The organism is Chachezhania antarctica (genome assembly GCF_003646465.1).
Taxonomy (GTDB): Bacteria; Pseudomonadota; Alphaproteobacteria; order Rhodobacterales; family Rhodobacteraceae; genus Chachezhania; species Chachezhania antarctica.
Map to the genome: position 1 here is coordinate 338,051 of NZ_QZEX01000004.1, position 18,482 is coordinate 356,532.

The window sequence follows — 18,482 nt, forward strand, 5'->3', positions numbered from 1 at the left end:
GGACAGGATTCGGGCAGTATTGCCCACGATAGCGCGAATTCTGACCAATTATTCATCTATCAAAAGCTATGCCACCTGCTACGTTCCGCCTGGGCAACTTGCCCGCACGAAACACCTGCCTGCGCCGCGGGCCGGAAAATAACTGAGGAACGACCGCAATGCCCGGAGAATTTCAGCCCGATTTCACCACCGTCACGATCTACGGATACTTCGTAGGCCCGAACTTCGTTCGCGGGCTCGCCGAACAGAGCGCCGAGTACGAGGTTACGTCGGATACGCAAGCGACCGTGACATTCTCGGGCGGCTTCGACAGTTCGGTCACCTACACCCAGATCCTCTTCGGCACCGGCTTTTCGAAAGATCCCGAAACCGGCCGCTACAGCGGCCGTGTCGACAGCTATATCGGCTACGTCGAGGAAGACCCGGCCAATGCCTGGACGTTCTCGGGCTTCGACGTGTCGCTGGACGCGTTGAATTCCAACGCCTCGGACCCGGACGTGACCTTCGGCGATCTGCTCGTGATTCCGTTGCGCTACAAGTACTTGGGCGGCGACGAGCAGGATACATACATCACCGGGTCCTTCGACGACATCGCCCGTGGCCGCAAGGGCGACGATCGCTTCGAAGGGCTGACAGGCGACGACCGGCTTTACGGCAACCAAGGCAAGGACCTGCTGCTGGGCGCGGAAGGCGAGGACGAGCTTTACGGCGGCACCGGCCGTGACCGGCTGGAAGGCGGCTCCGACAACGACTTCCTCGATGGCGGGAACGGCAATGATTACCTGCTGGGCGGGTCGGGCGACGACATCATCTTCGGCCGCAAGGGCAACGACGAGGCCGAAGGCGGCAAGGGCAACGACACCATTCGCGGCAACAGGGGCGATGACGAACTTGGCGGCGGACAGGGCAGCGACAAGGTTTTCGGCGGCTGGGGCAAGGATATCCTGTCCGGCGGCAACGACGGTGACACGCTCCGCGGCGGCAAGGGCAAGGACAAGCTCTATGGCGATGACGGGTCGGATTTCCTGTATGGCGGCGACGGCAACGACCGGCTGGACGGCGGCGCGGGCACGAACGAGCTTTACGGCAATGCCGGCCACGACAAGCTGTTCGGCAGCGACGGGACGGATGTCCTGTTCGGTGGCCGGGGCAACGACATCCTGAAATCGGGGCTCGACCCGGACTTCCTGAACGGCGGCAAGGGCAACGACACGTTCACAGCGAACGGCGGCAAGGCCGGCGGCGACAAGACGGCGGACAACTTCATCTTCGAAGCGGCGTTCGGCGACGACACGATCACCGATTTCGAGGTCGGCTTCGACAACATCATCTTCACCGCCGGCCTCAAGCAATCGGACCTGACCACCACGACACAGGGCGATGACGTGCTGCTGACGCTCGCCTTCAAGGGCACCCAGACGGTGCTGCTGGAAGACGTGGCGGACACTTTCGATCCGTCCATCGACATCCTGTTCCAGTAACAGGAGATTTGGGTGCGTGTCTTGCACGCGCCCTTACTTCCAAGCGCGCTGACCCGGAGGGACTGGGGACGTCCCTTTGGGTCTGACACCCTGCGTACGCCTTACGCGGCCGTCCGCCACAACGGCAGCATGAGCCCCAAGATACTTGCTATGCTTACCATGCGCTCCTAGCGTGAAATCGTCCGCATTTTGCGGTCGTGGACGCAAGATCGCTCCAGTTCAAGTTATGGGAGTACGAACTTTGAAGAAACCGATGATTCTGGTCGCGGCGCTTGGGTTTTCCCTTGGCGCAGTTTCACCTGCAGTGGCCCTCGACGGCCCCGAGATCCCGTGGGTCAGGGATGTCTCCCTGAATGTCGGCGAAAGCCAGGTGATTTACGGGTACCGCGGCGACTGCGGACAAGCCCCTGTCCTAAGCTCGGTCCGGGTGCCGGCGACGAAAACGGGCAAGATCAGCTTTGGCAAGAAGGGCTGGCGGAACAGCAATTCCTGTGGTGGCGAAACCCCGGCCATGCAGCTTGTCTTCACGGCCACGCAAAAGGGCCGGGAACAGATCAAGATCCAGGGCGATACGATCAAGATCAACGTGAAGTAGCGGCAAGCTGCTTCTGAAGAAAAATTTTCCGGGGTCGGTCGCAGACCGTGCCCGGGAAATTATCCGGACTTACGGACAGCCGCGTGCGTGTGCTGCATTCCCCCGCATCCACGCTGGGCTGCGTGATGCGTTAGCCTGTCCAAACGCCTGCCCAGGTTGAAGAATCGTCCTGCAAAATCTAGCCTGTCCACAGGCAGATGAGTCGACATCTGCTACCAGAGAAGGTGGATACCCCGATGAAACGATTTTGTTTCCCTTTGATAGCCATTGTGGGCCTCGCAAGCTGCGATACGGGCATGCAGGAAAAGCAGGTCACGGCCGACGCGGATCTGGCGCGCTGCGTGGCGGCGGCCGGGATCGACGGGGCCTTCGCCGTGTCGACCACGCTGACCGAGAGCGGTGACATCCGGCAGACTGTCAAAGCCGACGAAGATGTTTCGCCCGCACAGGCCGCCGCCGCCAACAAGTGCCTGGGGGCGTGATGGGCTGCAGGCGCGTCGGGGGGCCATGACCCGCTGACGCGCCGGCTTTGCCGTGTTTCGGGTGCGTGCGAAGCCGCGCGCGCCTATCTCTTCTTGCGACGCTGCACGTTGCCGCCACGTTGACCGGGCCGGCCTGCCGTTGATCTGCCACGGGAACCGACAGCAGCCTCGGACGCCTTTTCGACCGCCTGTTGCCGGGCCAGGGGATCGTCGGCCACCGCAAGGTCCACCGCCTCCAGCCGCTTGACCTCGTCCCTGAGGCGGGCGGCTTCCTCGAACTCCAGGTTCTCGGCCGCCTTGCGCATATCGGTCCGAAGCCCGTCAAGAACGGCCTCCAGGTTGCCGCCATGCAACGGATTTTCGATCTTGGCGGTCACGCGGGACATGTCGGTGTCGCCCTTGTAGAGGCCGGCGAGCACGTCCTCGACGTTCTTCTTCACCGTCGCGGGCGTGATGCCGTGTTCCTCGTTATAGGCCATCTGCTTGGCGCGGCGGCGGTCGGTTTCGGCCAGCGCGCGCTCCATCGATCCGGTGATACGGTCGGCGTACATGATCACCCGGCCTTCGGCATTCCGCGCGGCGCGGCCGATGGTCTGGATCAGCGACGTCTCGGACCGCAGGAAGCCTTCCTTGTCGGCATCGAGGATCGCGACCAGCCCACATTCAGGAATATCAAGGCCTTCGCGTAGCAAGTTGATCCCCACCAGCACGTCGAAGGCGCCCAGCCGCAGGTCGCGCAGGATCTCGATCCGTTCGATCGTGTCGATGTCGGAGTGCATGTAGCGGACGCGCACGCCCTGTTCGTGCAGGTATTCCGTCAGGTCCTCGGCCATGCGCTTGGTCAACACGGTGGCCAGCACGCGGTAACCCGCGGCGGCGACGCGTTTTACTTCGTCCAGCAGATCGTCGACCTGCATTTCCACGGGGCGAATTTCAACCTGCGGATCCAGAAGCCCGGTCGGGCGGATGACCTGTTCGGTGAAGACACCACCCGCCTGGTCGATCTCCCAAGCCGCGGGCGTGGCCGAAACGAAGACGGATTGCGGCCGCATCGCATCCCATTCCTCGAACTTCAGGGGCCGGTTGTCCATGCACGAGGGCAGGCGGAACCCGTGTTCGGCCAGCGTGAACTTGCGCCGGTAGTCGCCCCGGTACATGCCGCCGATCTGCGGCACCGACACGTGGCTTTCGTCGGCGAAGACGATGGCGTTGTCGGGGATGAATTCGAACAGGGTGGGCGGCGGTTCACCCGGCGCGCGGCCGGTCAGGTAGCGCGAATAGTTCTCGATCCCGTTGCAGACGCCGGTCGCTTCCAGCATCTCCAGATCGAAGTTCGTGCGCTGCTCCAGCCGTTGCGCTTCCAGCAACTTGCCTTCGCTGACCAGCAGATCCAGCCGCTGCTTGAGCTCTTTCTTGATGCCGATGATCGCCTGCTGCATCGTCGGGCGCGGGGTCACGTAGTGGGAATTCGCGTAGATGCGGATCTGGTCGAACGTGTCGGTACGCTCACCGGTCAGGGGATCGAATTCAGAAATGGATTCAAGCTCGTCTCCGAAGAAGCTCAACTTCCAGGCCCGGTCGTCGAGGTGGGCGGGATGCACCTCAAGCACATCGCCGCGCACACGGAACGACCCGCGCTGGAACGCCTGATCGTTGCGCTTGTACTGCTGTGCCACCAGATCGGCGATGACCGACCGCACGTCATAGCTTTGCCCGACCTTCAGGTCCTGTGTCATCGCGCCATAGGTTTCGACCGAGCCGATGCCGTAGATGCACGACACCGAGGCGACGATGATCACGTCGTCACGCTCCAGAAGCGCCCGGGTGGCCGAGTGGCGCATCCGGTCGATCTGTTCGTTGATCTGGCTTTCCTTCTCGATATAGGTATCCGACCGCGCAACGTAAGCTTCGGGCTGGTAGTAGTCGTAATAGCTGACAAAATATTCGACGGCGTTGTCGGGGAAGAAGCCCTTGAACTCTCCATAAAGCTGCGCCGCGAGCGTCTTGTTCGGGGCAAGAATGATCGCCGGGCGCTGGGTTTCCTCGATCACGCGGGCCATGGTGAAGGTCTTGCCGGTGCCGGTCGCGCCCAGCAGCACCTGGTTGCGTTCGCCGGCGTTGATGGCTTCGGTCAGTTCGGCAATGGCATGGGGCTGGTCGCCTGCCGCGTTGAAGTCGGTCTGCATGCGAAAGCGGATGCCACCTTCAAGCTTGTCACGCTCGCGGACATCGGGGGCCGGTGCGTGCAGCATCGGCAGCTGATCGGGACGGTTGTTGTGCATGGGGGCGACCTCCGTCCCCCATATGGGTGCGGGGCCGGCCCATGGTCAAGGCGCAGGGGGCTGCGGCGATTGGGGACTTGCCGCAAGGCGCGCATTCGGGGATATTCGGTGCGCAGAATCCGGAGGTTGCCCCATGCTTGCGCGCATCTATCGTCCCGCCAGGACCGCCATGTCCTCGGGCCAGGCCAAGACCCATCTGTGGGTGCTGGAATTCGCCCCGGCGTCGAAGCGCGAAGTGGATCCGCTGATGGGTTGGACCTCGTCCTCCGATACCCAAAGCCAGGTGCGCATGCGGTTCGAGACGAAGGAAGCCGCGCTGGAATATGCCGAGGCACACGGCATCGACGCGCAAGTGATCGAGCCCAAGACCCGCAAGCCCAACATTCGCCCCCGCGGCTATGGCGAGAACTTCGCGACCGACCGCCGCGGCGCCTGGACCCACTGAACCGGGTTGTCGGATTTCTCGGTCCGGCCGGCAGATCCCCTTGGCGCGCCGGCACAGGGGCTGATCGCGCGGCATCTGTCCCTGATGCACGAACAGACCCCGCCCGAAAGCGTCCATGCCATGGGCGCGGCCGAACTGGCGGGGCCTGATGTCGATTTTTTCCTGCTCTGGGACGGTGACACGCCGCTGGCCATGGGCGCGCTCAAGCGCTGGGGCGACCGCCAGGGCGAGCTGAAATCCATGCATGTCCTGGCCGAGGCGCGGGGCCGGGGCGTCGGAGCTGCCCTGCTGGATCATCTGCTGGCCCACGCCCGAACGCTGGGACTGGTCAGGCTGAGCCTAGAGACCGGCGCCGATGAGTATTTCATCGTGGCGCGAAGGCTTTATGCCCGGTACGGGTTCCAGCCCTGTCCGCCCTTCGCGGATTACGTGCCCGATCCACTGAGCGCCTTCATGAGGCTGGATCTGGCGCCCTAGGACAAGGTCCAAGGTCATTTGACCTGCCATGGGATTTCGGGCAATGACTGCACCGTCGTCAGTGCGGGCCGTTAGCTCAGTTGGATAGAGCACGGGACTTCTAATCCTGGGGTCGAGGGTTCGAATCCTTCACGGCCCGCCATATCGACAAATCAGGCAGAACGGACCTTCCCGTCGCAATCCCTTCGCAATCGCACGGTGAAGACCGCACTGTCCGACGCGGGGCTGGCTGCCCGCGATCAGAAGCGCATCGATACGCCGAAGAGGGGGCCCGACAGATCCACATCCATCGTCGTGGCCGCGCTTGAGTTCTGGATGCTCATGTAGCGGTAGCCGCCTTCGGCCGACCAGACATCGTTGAACTTGTAGCCCACCGCGCCAAGGACCTGCCACGAGGTCGTATCGCCGTTCAGCTGACCGCCGGCATCCGCGAATCCAAGCGCGTACCACCTGTCGGTGAAATTTGTCTGGAAGCGGGCCGCGATCACCGGGTCGACCCACGTGTCGCTGTTGGAGGAGGTGACACCGCCCGGGTCCAGCTTCGTGTCGACGGTCATGGAGATCCCGCGCAAACCAAGCCCGACGTCGAGCGACGACCGTGCACCGCCAGCCACCTGGTACATGCCGTAGCCGCTGCCGATCGTCATCTTGGTGTCGACGGTTGCCCCCGTGAACCCGGCGCCATTCGGTGGCAGGCCGTTGTCGAGGCCGATATTGGCGTAGACCAGATCGCCTATGAGGCTCCACCGTCCGTTCTGGGCCCGGAATGCGCCCATGAAGGCCATTTTCAGATCCGACAGAACGTCGTTGATGCTCAACTCTCCCGAGACGGTGCCTCTGGGCGTCGCGGCAGACACGTCGATGCCCGAGGCCCAGCCGTAGACCGACAATCGCGTCGACCAGTCGGACTCCTGTGCCATGGCCTGCGCCGGGACAAGGGCGAGACCCAGGCAGAGGGCGGACGCTTCAAGACGTTTCATCGTGACAACCTCGCATAACACTATCGGGCGGTCCGGCCCATGGGAACGGCGATAGAGGCAGACTCGCCTTAACGACGATATTGATTTGCGGATCACACGCAAAGAGCCGTTTTTCATCGGCCCCTTTTTCCATCGCGGTGGTCAGTATTCGTGATCCTGACCAACCGGCAGTGGGGCGGGCGACCGGTCCATGCAGATATCGGCGACGATCTGCGCCGACATCAGGACGCGGGACACGTCGTTGCCTTCGCACAGCAGGACGGCATGGCCCTGCGCGGCGTCGGGCCGGTTGCGGGCCGTGGCCTTGATCGTGTTCAGGAAAGCACGCTCGTGGGGGGAGACATGGCCCGCGCAGCAGGTGCAGTTGGCGTTGTTGTATCGAAAGCTCGACCTGCGGCTGCGGCGCATGGCCTGGACCGCGGACAGCACCGCGCAGGCGGCGTGCGGGCCGGTGTCGTGCCCGAACGTGTCGAGCGCCGCGGAGATCGCCTGAAGCCAGCCCTGCTGTTCCGGGTCTGCGAAGCTGGAGAAGTAGTGCCGGGCGATGGTGAGAATCGCGCGTTCGGCCGATGTATAGCCCAGTTGGTGAATGGGCGTTCCGCGGCTGCTTGCCTCGCAATTGTTGGTCATGTCCTGCCCCTGATCGCGGCGCCGGGCCTCCGGCGCCTTTTCACGTCGACCTGGCTGGCAGTGATGCGGCTGGGTGCAATTAGACTACTGTTTTAGTCAGGTATTGACCAGAGGGTCTTTTGCCCGAAACCGGACACGAAAAACGCGCCGCTGGGAGGCGGCGCGCGGGGTCTTTCCGGTTGTCCGGAAGGATCAGTCTTCCTGATCGATCTTGTAGGCGTTGAGCTGCTTGTACTTCTCGTCGCCGATTTCCTTGATCAGGTCGAGCTGGGTTTCAAGGAAGTCGATATGACCTTCCTCGTCGCTCATCAGCTGTTCGAACAGGCTCATGGTAACGTAGTCGCCTTCGTCGCGGCACAGTTCGCGCGCTTCCTTGTAAAGCTCGCGCGCCGAGTACTCGGCCGCCAGATCGCATTCCAGCGTTTCCTTGGCGTTCTCGCCGATGCGCAGGGGATCGAGCGTCTGGAGGTTCGGGTGGCCTTCAAGGAAGATGATACGCTCGATGATCTTGTCGGCGTGTTCCATCTCCTCGATGCTTTCCTCACGGCTTTTCTTTGCCATGTGGCCGAGGCCCCAGTCGTCCTGCAACCGGTAGTGCAGCCAGTACTGGCTTACGGCGGTCAGCTCGTGCCGAAGCGCCTTGTTGAGTATTTCGATGACCTTGGGGCTGCCTTTCATGGACCTCTCCTTCTGTACGTGAGTCCCGCATTGAGACTGATATTAGAGTCATTCCAAGTTTAATGACAGCACTGTTCTTGCGAAGAAATCGACGCAAATTGTTGTGCGCGCGCCACAGCAGGACCGAGACGGAGGCTTCAGTCCTGGGGGGAGGCGGCCAGAGCTTTCGCCTTTTCGAAGCTGGCCACCACGACATCCGCGATCTCTGCCGTCGTTTCGAAGTTTTCGAGAAACGCGCGCGGATCGCGGTAGAAGAGCGAATTCGGGTCCATCTGCGACAGGGACTTTCGCGCAAGATCGTGGTCGCCGAGCTCTGCCGCGGCCATGGCGACCAGGGCCACCGACAGCTGGAAGTCGTCCGCTGACCCGTGCACCCCTTTCACGCCCAGGTTGGCCACGCGCTGCAGTTCGGCGAAATCCCCGGCAACGACATGGTAGAAGGCGAGAATCGCGTAGTACCAGCCGGGGGGCTGAATGGCCCTGTCGACGGCCGCTTTCATCAACGGCACGCCTTCGTCGAAGCGGCCCCGCACCGTCAGCCGCCAGCCGATCTGCGCCATCGTGTCGGGATCGTAGGGATTGATCTCCAGAGCCTTCCGGCCCAGCCGCTCGCTTTCCTCGAACCGGCCCATGTGGTGCGTGACCGCCGACAGTGATTTCAGGGCCAGCGTATTGTCCGGGTCCAGGTCCACGGCGCGGCTCGCGGCATCATAGGCCTGGGCCAGTTCCGTTTCCTGCCCGAAGGTTCCGGGGAAGTCGTATCGCGCGGCGTCCAGGTGCACCCACCCAAGCAGGGCCCAGGCATCGGCATAGTCGGGCTGTTGGTCGACCGTTTCCTGCAGGCATTGCAGGGTCGGTGCGTACTTGCTGGCCAGGAAATTGCGGCGGTACTCGTGAGCCTGAAGCAGGCACAGGTAGCTGTCCATGCTGCCGGGGTGCAGTTTGCCACGGCTTTGCAGGACGTTTTCCGCCAAGGGTCCGTAGGGGCCCGATATGACCGTGGCGATCTGGCCCGATACGTCGTCGCGCACGTCGATCACGTTTTCCGGGGTCATCGCGACATCATAGCTTTCCGACCACAGCACTTCCTCGGACATGGCATCGAGAAGCTGGGCCGAGATCTCGACGGTGCTTGCCTGGGACAGGACCTTGCCGCGGATCAGGTAGTTGGCCCCGGGGTTCTGCCGCCACGTGTCCAGCACGGAAAACAGATCGGTGGGCTTCTTCGGCTGGAACACCCGCATCCCGGCGAAGGTCTTCAGGTTCTGCACCACTTCCCAGCTGAGCCCGGTGGCCAGCATCGCGGAGGTTTCCGAACTGTCGATCGGTTCGAACGGCAGGACAGCGACCTTCGCGTAATCGTCGGGAACGGTGATGGCGGGCTTCGGCTTGGCCAGCATGTAGTAGAGGCCGGCCCCGGCCGCCGCGGGCACGACAAGGGCCGCGGCAAGGATCGGGGCCCAACGGTTGCGGGCGCGAGACCGGACCGGCGCGGGCCGCTTTGGCTGTTCCGGCAGAGGTTCGGCAGGCGCGACATGGGTTTCCGGGGCGACGTCGTCCGGTTCCGGCGGGGGCGGGGCGACGTGGTAGAAGGCGAACTGCGGAACGTAGCCGCCCTTGGGGATCGAGATTCTGACCTCGTCCTGCGCGCCGGCCCCGGCATAGTACCCGTCCAGATCGCGACGCAGGCGGCGTGCTTCCAGCCGCACCACGGGATCGGCCTGGGCATCGAAATCGTCCCCCCGCCCGAACACGGCCTGCCCGATGGTGAACCCCTTCAGGCGGTCGTCGCGTCCGGCCAGCGTTTCTTCGACGACATAGGACAGAAACTTCCGGCGACGGTCGTTCGCCTCGAATGCGGGACTCCCCATGAGACGTGCCAGTTGCGCGCGCACCAGGCCTTCGTCCGGCGTGTCTCCGGACGGCGTTCCAATGAACGGAGATCCGTATCTCATGTGCCCCCCCGGGAAGCCGAGATCGCGTTGTCCGGATATGCGCGCAGATTTCCTGCGGCCTTAAGGTCCGCGATCAGGCGTTTGTCACCCGGGTACGTCAGGCCTGACACAAGACGATTCAACGTTCGAACAGGTTCCAACGTCTTAACGGCACCCCGTTTGAAGGGGTGATACCACAAGCATGTTTCTGCATTCATACCATCACACCAACTCGCAATTAACTCATACCACTTTTCAGAGCATTTTAATGAGACATCGCGGAACAGTTATTCAAGGTGCTTGTAGCCGATGTGACTGAAAAAACGATGCTGAAGACCGCTCCGTCTATCCTGACGCGACCGAGGCTGTACCGACACCGCTGTGCTTGGGCCGATCTGGTGTACTTCTTGGAACGGTAGGCCGGGCGTCTGCAAAGGCGATGCCCCGGTTTTCATTGGGTTCTTCCGGCCGGGCTGCCGCCTCCATGCCTATTTTCGAGATAAAACTGATTATTTGCATTTATCTTTCCTTATTTCCCGAATGAAAGTCGATCATGGGAAGAACGCGGTGTCTCGCGCGGGGCTATCCCGGCGGTTCCGGCCAATAACAACCGTCTTGGTGTACCCTGACGCGATCACTCAAAGTTATTGACGCAGCGTAAATCAGTCTGCATAGGAAGCGCCATTCCGGCGCGGCAACCTTGGGTTGCGACAGCACGGCGGGGACACAGGGGCTGGGCGTCAGGCGGCATGGGCAGGGCCGCGCTTTGGAGATGAAGACACATGATCGGAAACACGGCTGGTGCGGGGGACAGGTCCCTCGCAATTGGACGAACTTCACCCATTGAATTTCCCCTTCTCGCGTTTCTGAGCGGCGTTTCCCTGATCGCCCTGCCGCAATTCGGCGCGGCTGCATCCTGCTCCACGGATGGCGACACGCGGACCTGCACGGGCGAGATTACGGAACCGCTTGTTCTTCAATTCTTCAATGTCGACGACGACCCGGTTCTAACATTCAATGTTGACGAATTGACGAATACCGGAACCTACGTGGATACTTCCAGTTTTCCTGTGGTTTTCTTCACGACGTCGGGCAGTGGTGATCCGACGCTGAACCTGAATTTCAACCTCGACGAGGCGATCGATTTCTCTGCAGAGACCACCGCCTGGCCATTTTTCGTGGCCACCTCTGGCGATTCCGGGTCCGACAGCAGCGACAAGAGCAATGCGTTCGGAACCGCCCGCGCCTCGGACGCGGGAGACGGGTCCGGTGGCGGCTCGATTACGTCCAAGGTCAGTTCCACAAGCGTAACCGCGGAAAGCACGTGGACCGTTCAGGGCGTGGGCGGCGATGGCGGCGACGGCGGCGAAGGCAAGTCGACCGGGTTTGGCGATGGCTATGGCGGCGACGGTGGCGATGGCGGCGATGCGGGTCTGATCGAACAGTACATCAAGGATGTCACGGTCTCTGGCGGGCTCGCCCAGTTGACGGTCGAGGCCACGGGCGGCGACGCCGGATCGGGCGGAGAAGGCCGCGCGGCCGATTACACCGGCGCAGGCGGCGACGGGGGCACCGGGGGCGACGGCGGTTCGGCCGTCCTGATCCTGGAAGGCGACAACACGTTTGCGGGGGACATCTCGGGCATCGTGATCTCCAGCACCGGCGGTGATGGCGGTGACGGTGGCGAAGGCAAGAACACACTGACCGGCCATGGCAGTGGCGGCGACGGTGGCACCGGCGGTGACGGCGGATCCGCGGGTGTAAGCTATTCCGGTTCCGGCTCCACGACGATTACCGGCGCATCGTCGGGGCCCGCGCTGCTGATCGAAAGTGTGGCCGGTGACGGCGGTGATGGCGGTGACGCCACAAGCGGCGGCAGCGCCACCGGTGGTAGCGGCGGTGTCGGCGGCAATGGCGGCACGGCCAGCATCTACGTCGACACCGAATACACGTTCGACATCACCACGACGACCGACAGCAGTTCCGCCGTGCTGCTGCGCAGCTATGGCGGGGCCGGCGGGGACGGGGGAAGCGCGAACGGCGTCTTCGGATCGGCCAAGGGCGGCGCCGGGTCGGGCGCGGGCAACGGAGAGGCGGTCTATGCCACGCTTGCGGGCACGTTCAGCACCAGCGGCGACGATGCCGCGGGCGTGATCGTCCAGAGCGTCGGGGGGTTTTCCGGGGATGGCGGCGACAGCAGCGCCATCGTGGCCTATGGCAGTTCCTCGCAATCGGCGGGGGATGGCGGCTTTGCCGAGGCCACTTTCGACGCCTCGACCGGGACCGACGGGATTTTCACGACCGGCGACCATTCCGACGCGCTTTTCGTGCAGAGCGTGGGCGGCGGCGGTGGCAAGGGGTCGTCCTCGTCCGGGATCGTGTCGCTCAGCGGGACCGGGTCGGCCGGTGGCGATGCCGGCGCGATCCAGGTCACGACGGCGGGCGGCAGCTTCACGACGACCGGTGACCGCAGCCGCGGCGTGGTGGGCCAGTCCGTCGGCGGCGGCGGCGGCGATGGCGGCAGCGCATCGGCCATCGTTTCGGTGGGCGGCGCCGGGTCGAACGGCGGCACCGGCGGATATGTTCAGATGTCGATCAACAGCGACGTCACCACGGACGGCGATGACAGCGCCGGCATCTTCGCGCAAAGCGTCGGCGGCGGTGGCGGTTCGGCCTCGTCGACCTCGGGCATTGGCAGCTTCGGCGGCAATGGCGGATCGGGAGCGACATCGGACTCCGTCCTGGTCGAGTCGGAGGGCGCCATCCTGACCAAGGGCGACAATTCCGATGCGATCTATGCCCAGTCCATCGGCGGCGGCGGCGGTCACGGGTCGAACGCGGTGTCGGCCAGCGCCGATTTTTCCGTCGCGATGGGCGGCGATGGGGGCACCGGCAATGATGGCGGCCAGGTCCTTGTCTATTCCACGGAAGGCGGATCGCTGACAACCAAGGGCGACAATTCCAGCGGTATCGTGGCCAGCAGCACCGGCGGCGGCGGCGGCAACGCGGGCAACGCGGTATCCGCCGCGGCCGGGGGCCTGAGCCTGGCGCTGACCTTCGGTGGCGACGGTGGGGCTGCAGGCGACGGGGATGCGGTGCTGGTCAACAGCTATTCCGACATCACCACCTCGGGCGAGAACGCGATGGGGATCGCGGCCACGTCCGTCGGCGGAGGCGGCGGCAACGCCGGCACGACGGTCGCGGCCTCGGAAGGCAGCGTCGGGATCAGCGTTGCGGTGGGCGGTGACGGCTCTGGCGGCGGGGCCGGCGGGGCAGTCACGGTCTGCAATGGTGAATCGACCGACCTGTCTTCGTCGTCCAGCTGTTACGGTTCCGATACCACCTCGGGCGGGGAGATCGAGACTTCCGGCTCCCACGGCCACGGCATCTATGCCGCGTCCACCGGCGGCGGTGGCGGCCATTCCGGCGTCGTGATCGCGGGCAACCTGTCGATCCAGGGCGTCAACGTGGGCGTCGGCGGTGACGGCGGCTCCGGCGGGGCCGGGGACGACGTTTATGTCTACAACAGCGGTTACGTCCACACCACGGGGTCCGCGGCACAGGGCATCCTGGCCAAATCCGTCGGCGGATCGGGCGGGGCCTCCTACGCGACGGGCAGCATCACGGCCGGTGGGTCGGCGCAGGTCAGCGCGTCCATCGGCGGCGATGGCGGGGACGCCGGGAATTCCGGCGATGTGACCGTGATCGCGACCGGTGATGTGCGGACCGGCGGGGACCTGGCCGGGGCCGTCACGGCGGTTTCGGTCGCGGGGAGCGGCGGCACCGGCGGCGTGGCCTTTACCGGATCGGGCATCCCGCTGGGCTCTGTCGGAGTAAGCGTCGGCGGCGCGGGCGGCGGTGGCGGCACGGCGGGCGATGTCAGCGTGACGGTCGGCCTTGTCAGTACCAGCGGCGATCATGCGGCCGCGGTGACGGCGATGTCCGTCGGCGGGTCCGGCGGTGTTGGCGGCTATGCGATGTCGGGTGCGGTGGCCAGCGCTGTCTCTGCCGATATCTCGATCGGCGGCAAGGGTGGCGCGGGCGGCACGGCCGGCACCGTGACAGCCGATATCACCGGCGGTTTCGGCACCACCGGCAGTGTGTTCACCCTGGGCGATCTATCGCCCGTCGTCGTCGCGATGAGCCTTGGTGGCAATGGCGGCCTGGGCGGTGCGGCGATGTCGTCGACGCTGGTCAGCCAGGGCAGCGTCAACCTTGCGCTGGGCGGCGGCGGCGGCACCGGCGGCGACGCCGCTTCGGTCGATGTGACCCTTTCGTCGAACGCGATTGTCGCGTCCGAAGGGATACAGTCGATCGGCCTGCACGCGCTCAGCCAGGGGGGGAATGGCGGCGCGGGCGGCTTTGCCCTGACCGGCGGCATCTCGGCCGGGGCCGATGATGGCTATCCGTCGGGCAGCGTTTCGGTCGCCGTGGGTGGCGACGGCGGCGCGGGCGGCAGCGGTGCCGGCGTGACCGTGACATCGGACGCGGAGTTCGAGACCTTCGATTTCGGTAGCACGGCGATCCTTGCGCAAAGCATCGGTGGCGATGGCGGCGCGGGCGGATCGGTCTATTCCGGGACGGTCGACGCGGGCACGTCGCAATCGGTCGATGTGACCGTCGATGTCGGCGGCACGGGTGGTGACAGCGGATCATCCAGCAATGTTTCGGTCACAACCACCGGCAGCATCACCACCTACGGTGACAACGCCGATGCCGTGATGGCGCAATCGGTCGGCGGCAATGGCGGAGCGGGGGGCAGTTCCTACAATGTCCTGCTGAACGCGGGCGCCAATACCGACAACCAGATCAATTCCAGCGTCATCGTCGGCGGCGCAGGCGGCAACACGACCGAAACGGGCGATGTGAGCATCACCAACAGCGGCGCGATCTCGACCGCCGGCACGTCCTCGGCCGGGCTTTATGCGCAAAGCATCGGCGGGAACGGCGGCAAGGGCGGTTCGGGGGGCACGGCTGTCGTGACCCTTGGCGGCATGGAATCGGACGAGGAAAACCAGGTCTCGGCGAACCTGAATGTCAGCGTCGGCGGGTCCGGCGGTTCGGCCAGCGAAGGCGGTTCGGCCACGATCACCAACAGCGGCGTCATCGCGACCACGGGCACCAATGCGCGCGGGATCTTCGCCCAGTCGGTCGGTGGCGGCGGCGGCGATGGCGGCGCGGTGTCGACCTATTCGTTCAGCTTCACCGGCGTCTGCGACCTTGTCTTCGTGAACGCCACGAAGAAGTGCAACAACGAGGACGACGACGAGGGCGACAGCAACATGTCGGGCTCGCTTCAGGTTGAAGTCGGCGGCGGCGGCGGCACCGGGAACGATGGCGGCACGGCCACGATCACGAACAAGGCCCAGGTTTCGACCACCGGCGACAGCAGCCACGCGGTGATGGCGCAGTCCATCGGCGGGGGCGGCGGTGCGGGCGGCGCATCGAGCGACGATCTGTCGGCGTTCACCTCGTCGAACACGGCGTCCAACATCGAGGATTACCTGGACGATGCCGAAACCGAATCCCCGTCGGACGATCCGACGGAGCAATGGACGGACACCGACGCGTGGACCAGCCTTGATATCTTCATCGGCGGGACTGGCGGGGCCGGGGGCGATGGCGGCACGGCCAAGATCACCAACACCGCGGCGATTTCGACCGAGGGCAGCAATGCCTACGGGATCTTCGCCCAGTCGGTCGGCGCGGGCGGAGGATCTGGCGGGGAAGCCGCGGGCCAAGGCAGCGAGCACACGATCACCGTTGGCGGCTCCGGCGGCGGGGCCGGCAGCGGCGGCACGGTGAAGATCACGAATACAGGCGCAAGCATCGCGACGTCCGGCACGGCCAGCCTTGGCGTCTTCGGGCAGACCGTTGGTGGCGGCGGCGGCAACTCCGGCAACCAGACATCGGTTGACGTGCAGGATGTCAGCCTCGTGGTCGGTGGCAGTTCCGGTCAGGACGGTGATGGCGGCGCGGTCACCATCGCCAACACGACGACGGACCTGATGACCGGCGGGCTTTATTCCATCGGTATCCTTGGCCAGTCGGTCGGCGGCGGGGGCGGCACGTCCTTTGGCGGCTGGAACACCGATGCCTCGGGCTCGGTCACTGTCACGGGCAATGGCACCACCGGTGACGGCGGGGCGGTCACGATCTCGCATACCGGCGACATCACCACCACTGGCGCGTCATCGGATGCGGTCGCGAATGCGCATGGCATCGTGGCGCAATCGATCGGTGGCGGCGGCGGCATGGGCGGCGCGGTCGTCTTTGGCGCGTTCGACACCTATGGCTCGGGCCTGGGCGATGACGGCGGGGCAGGCGATGGTGGCGACGTTACTGTCAGCTTCACAGGAGACCTGACGACGACGGGAGATCATTCGGTCGGTATCCTTGCACAATCCATCGGCGGCGGCGGGGGCCTTCAGGGCAACGTCACCACCTCGTCCACCGGCGATGCGGGCCTGATCGGCGCGCAGGGTGGCACCGGAACCGGCGGCAGTGTCGCTGTATCGCTGGCCTCGGGCAGTTCGATCACGACCTCTGGCATCGGCTCGCACGGGATCTTCGCGCAATCGGCCGGCGGATCGGGCAGCACGACCAGCAGTTCGGACAAGGTGACCGTGACAGTTGATGGCGATATCGACGTGAGCGGCGCGGGCGCGCACGGGATCGTCGCCACCTCGACCGGCGATGGCGCGGGAAAGATGCTGGTGACTGTCACCGGATCCGTGTCCGGCGGCAGCGCGGCCGCGGTCGACGATGCGCAGGACGGGATCGGGGTCCTGATCAAGGGGCCCGAGACATCGATCCTGAATAACAGCGGGACGATCACGACCGAACAGGGGACAGACGGCACGGCGATCTATGCCAAGGACACCACCCTGACGGTCAACAACACCGGCACGATCGTTGGCGGGATCGACAAGGCATCGGGCGTGATCCTGCACAACCGGGCGCGCGGCACGGTTCATGGCGGCGCGGTGTTGAATGTCGACCGCGTGGTCAACAACGGCGCCTTCACCATCGGTGACGCAGGTGTCGTGGGCACCACGCAGGTGACAGGGAACTTCCGCAACTCGGCGAAAGGCACGATCCACGTCGATGTGGACCCGGCGGCAGCGACCGATATCAGCGACACGCTGGATGTGGTGGGCACGGCCACGATCACCGGTACCGTGGCGCCGAAACTGATCAACCACCTGCCGGGACGGGCAGGCCGGCAGGCCGACGTGATCATGGAAGGCGTGGGCGATATCGATCTCGATCAGGTCGCGGTCACGCCGTCGGCGGTGGGCCAGTACAGCCTGGTCAAGATCGAGCCCGGCAAGCTCCACCTCGCCTACGATATCGACTTCGCGAGCGAGTCTGTCACCACGCTGGCCAATGACAACCAGACAAGGCTGGCGGCCTATTTCCACCAGCTCTACCGCGGCGGCTACATGGACGAGGCGTTCTTCAACGAGCTCGTCGCGCTGGAGGACGATCCGCAATACGTGGGCTCGCTCAACACGCTGGGGATGGAGATCGTGGTCGATACCCAGATCACCACCTACCTGTCGTCGCTGGGCTTTGCCGAACGGCTGATCAACTGCGAACGCCAGTCGCCCGAGGATATGGCAAAGACCGACGGGTCGGGCTGTTCGTGGATCCGTGTGGGCGGGCGGCATTTCACCCAGAAGGCCAAAAGCGACAACCTGGGCTTCGCCCAGGACAGCTATGAAATTGCCGGCGGCATGAGCATGCCGTTCGCCGATGTGTGGACGTTCGGCGCGGCCGCGTCCTTCGAACAGCACAACATCACCGGCGAAGATGGCAAGGGCACCGGCGAAGGCTACCAGTTCCAGCTTGGCGGGGCGCTTAGCCGGGATGTCGGCGGAATGGAGTACGGGATCTACGGTGCCTTCAGCACCAGTGAGTTCGATATCGACAGGCAATCGGCCAGCGGCTTCAACCTTGAAGGCACGCACCGGCCGATGACGGCCGGTCTGGGCGCCAACGTGGCATGGTCGCTGCGGTCGGGCCGGATGAACCTGCGCCCGCAGATCGAGGTCGGCGCGACCTACCTGCATTCGAACGCCTTCCAGGAGACGCCGGATTCGGGCTATGCGCTGGCCGTCGATCCCCATGACGAGACGATCTTCCACGTCCGTCCGTCGCTGTCCTTCTACGGCGACTACCAGAACATCGGCCGCACGCAATCGCGGCTGTTCGGCCATGTGGGGCTGACCCAGCTTCTGGGCGACGCCACGCCCTCGGCCTCGGGGCAGTTCGTGACGATGGGGCCGCAGGGGCTCGACTTCACCGCCGAAACCGCGCTCGACCGGACGCGGCTGGACCTGGGGCTGGGTGTCGACATCCTGACCCGCAAGGGCGCGACTCTAAGCCTGAACGCCAATGCCGGCCTGTCGGAAACGACCTATGATCTGGGCGCCGCCGTCCAGTTCCGGATCGTCTTCTGATCCCGGCCGGTGGCCCATCTGGACAAGCTGGCG

At 64.6% G+C, this 18,482-nt stretch carries 11 protein-coding genes and 1 tRNA gene; 7 read left to right on the forward strand and 5 right to left on the reverse strand.

The features are described from left to right. Window positions 1-158: 158 nt before the first annotated feature. The 3 genes from D4754_RS10630 to D4754_RS10640 all read left to right on the forward strand — a co-directional run bounded on the left by D4754_RS10630 (window position 159) and on the right by D4754_RS10640 (window position 2,558). Window positions 159-1,481: a calcium-binding protein gene (locus tag D4754_RS10630; RefSeq protein WP_121063267.1), complete on the forward strand. Its 1,323-nt coding sequence runs from the start codon at window positions 159-161 to the stop codon at window positions 1,479-1,481. A gap of 241 nt (window positions 1,482-1,722) precedes the next feature. Continuing rightward, window positions 1,723-2,076 (forward strand): hypothetical protein, encoded by a 354-nt coding sequence (locus D4754_RS10635; protein ID WP_163025871.1) that lies wholly within the window; start codon window positions 1,723-1,725, stop codon window positions 2,074-2,076. 296 nt (window positions 2,077-2,372) lie between these two features. Next, window positions 2,373-2,558: a hypothetical protein gene (locus D4754_RS10640; RefSeq protein WP_121063271.1), complete on the forward strand. Its 186-nt coding sequence runs from the start codon at window positions 2,373-2,375 to the stop codon at window positions 2,556-2,558. An 83-nt stretch (window positions 2,559-2,641) separates the two neighbouring features. On the opposite strand, the gene uvrB is transcribed toward D4754_RS10640, so the two are convergent. Continuing rightward, complete coding sequence (gene uvrB, locus D4754_RS10645; protein WP_121063273.1) at window positions 2,642-4,840, reverse strand: excinuclease ABC subunit UvrB; 2,199 nt, start codon at window positions 4,838-4,840, stop codon at window positions 2,642-2,644. A gap of 133 nt (window positions 4,841-4,973) precedes the next feature. Here uvrB and D4754_RS10650 point away from each other — a divergent pair, with 133 nt between their 5' ends. The 3 genes from D4754_RS10650 (at window position 4,974) to D4754_RS10660 (ending at window position 5,904) form a co-directional block, all read left to right on the forward strand. After that, window positions 4,974-5,285 carry an ETC complex I subunit gene (locus tag D4754_RS10650; RefSeq protein ID WP_121063275.1) on the forward strand — a complete coding sequence of 104 codons (312 nt, stop codon included), beginning with the start codon at window positions 4,974-4,976 and terminating at the stop codon, window positions 5,283-5,285. 6 nt (window positions 5,286-5,291) lie between these two features. Continuing rightward, window positions 5,292-5,762 (forward strand): GNAT family N-acetyltransferase, encoded by a 471-nt coding sequence (locus D4754_RS10655; protein ID WP_240453834.1) that lies wholly within the window; start codon window positions 5,292-5,294, stop codon window positions 5,760-5,762. Between the two features lie 65 nt (window positions 5,763-5,827). After that, a tRNA-Arg gene (locus tag D4754_RS10660) sits at window positions 5,828-5,904 on the forward strand. Window positions 5,905-6,001: 97 nt separating this feature from the next. Here the strand turns inward: D4754_RS10660 and D4754_RS10665 are convergent. The 4 genes from D4754_RS10665 to D4754_RS10680 form a co-directional block, all read right to left on the reverse strand. After that, entirely contained in the window at window positions 6,002-6,742 is a 741-nt protein-coding gene (locus tag D4754_RS10665; protein ID WP_121063277.1) for a porin family protein, read from the reverse strand. Between the two features lie 141 nt (window positions 6,743-6,883). Beyond that, window positions 6,884-7,372, reverse strand: a complete 489-nt coding sequence (locus D4754_RS10670; RefSeq protein WP_205589617.1) for a hypothetical protein — start codon at window positions 7,370-7,372, stop codon at window positions 6,884-6,886. Window positions 7,373-7,564: 192 nt separating this feature from the next. Beyond that, window positions 7,565-8,050 carry a bacterioferritin gene (gene bfr / locus D4754_RS10675; RefSeq protein ID WP_121063279.1) on the reverse strand — a complete coding sequence of 162 codons (486 nt, stop codon included), beginning with the start codon at window positions 8,048-8,050 and terminating at the stop codon, window positions 7,565-7,567. Window positions 8,051-8,187: 137 nt separating this feature from the next. Continuing rightward, on the reverse strand, window positions 8,188-10,005 hold the full coding sequence (locus tag D4754_RS10680; protein ID WP_163025872.1) for a tetratricopeptide repeat protein: 1,818 nt from the start codon (window positions 10,003-10,005) through the stop codon (window positions 8,188-8,190). 1,049 nt (window positions 10,006-11,054) lie between these two features. Between D4754_RS10680 and D4754_RS10685 the strand changes: the two genes are divergently transcribed. Continuing rightward, window positions 11,055-18,449, forward strand: coding sequence for an autotransporter outer membrane beta-barrel domain-containing protein (locus tag D4754_RS10685; protein ID WP_163025873.1), 7,395 nt, complete (start codon window positions 11,055-11,057; stop codon window positions 18,447-18,449). Window positions 18,450-18,482: the final 33 nt, after the last annotated feature.